The 1,374-nt window shown below is 46.9% G+C and carries 1 rRNA gene; it reads left to right on the top strand.

What is annotated here, in order from left to right:
- Nucleotides 1–174: 174 nt before the first annotated feature.
- Nucleotides 175–1,374: ribosomal RNA gene (locus tag ACL9RF_RS17690) — 23S ribosomal RNA — on the top strand; the annotation flags it as partial.

Below are 1,374 nucleotides of genomic sequence, written 5' to 3' on the forward strand. Positions count from 1 at the left end.
GTATATAAAAATAAGGAAAAAGAGTTCTTTGACATATTGAAAGAAAAAAAACACAAGAGAAGACAACAGAGACGTATATCTTTATTGTATAGTTGTAGTATTTATTAGTAGATATTACAGTTAATAAAGAGAAAGTCAAAGCAACACTGCAGTAGCAAAAGGGCTGCAGATGTGAAGAAAGTAAATAAGGGCACACGGGGGATGCCTAGGCTCTCAGAGGCGATGAAGGACGTGATAAGCTGCGATAAGCTACGGGTATTGGCAAATACGAATTAATCCGTAGATTTCCGAATGGGGCAACCTGGCATACTGAAGGTATGTCGTATAATACGCGAACGCGCTGAACTGAAACATCTAAGTAGGCGTAGGAGGAGAAAATAATAATGATTTCCCAAGTAGTGGCGAGCGAACGGGAAAGAGCCCAAACCACTAATGTTACGGCATTAGTGGGGTTGTAGGACCACGCTATTGTATTGATTCAATGAACTGGAAGCATTTGGGAAGATGCGCGATAAGGGTGATAGCCCCGTACAGGTAAGGCGAATCAGCATAGTGGTATCCTGAGTACCGCGGGACCGGAGAAATCCTGTGGGAATCTGCCAGCACCATCTGGTAAGGCTAAATACTCCTGAGAGACCGATAGTGAACTAGTACCGTGAGGGAAAGGTGAAAAGAACCCCGAACAGGGGAGTGAAAAGAACCTGAAACCGTGTGCTTACAAGCGGTCGGAGCCGGCGAGTCCGGTGACGGCGTGCCTTTTGCATAATGAGCCTACGAGTTACTCTTTACTGGCAAGGTTAAGTGGTTCAGCCACGCAGCCGCAGCGAAAGCGAGTCTGAATAGGGCGTATAGTCAGTAGAGGTAGACGCGAAACCTTGTGATCTACCCTTGGGCAGGTTGAAGGTTGGGTAACACCAACTGGAGGACCGAACCGATAAACGTTGAAAAGTTTCCGGATGACCTGAGGGTAGGGGTGAAAGGCCAATCAAACTGGGAAATAGCTCGTACTCCCCGAAATGTTTTTAGGAACAGCGTCGAAATAGAGTCTGATAGAGGTAGAGCTACCGATTGGGTGCGGGGGAGTCAAATCCTACCAAATCCAGACGAACTCCGAATGCTATCAGATATGTTCGGCAGTGAGGCTTTGGGTGCTAAGGTCCAAGGCCGAGAGGGAAAGAACCCAGACCATCAGCTAAGGTCCCCAAATGTAGTCTAAGTTGAACTAACGAGGTCCGGTTGCCCAGACAGCTAGGATGTTGGCTTGGAAGCAGCCATTCATTTAAAGAGTGCGTAACAGCTCACTAGTCGAGCGACCGGGCGTGGATAATAAACGGGCATCAAGATTACTACCGAAGCTATGGATTTGTATTTAAT

The sequence above is a fragment of the Sphingobacterium sp. Mn56C genome (assembly GCF_049319645.1).
Classification (GTDB): Bacteria; Bacteroidota; Bacteroidia; order Sphingobacteriales; family Sphingobacteriaceae; genus Sphingobacterium.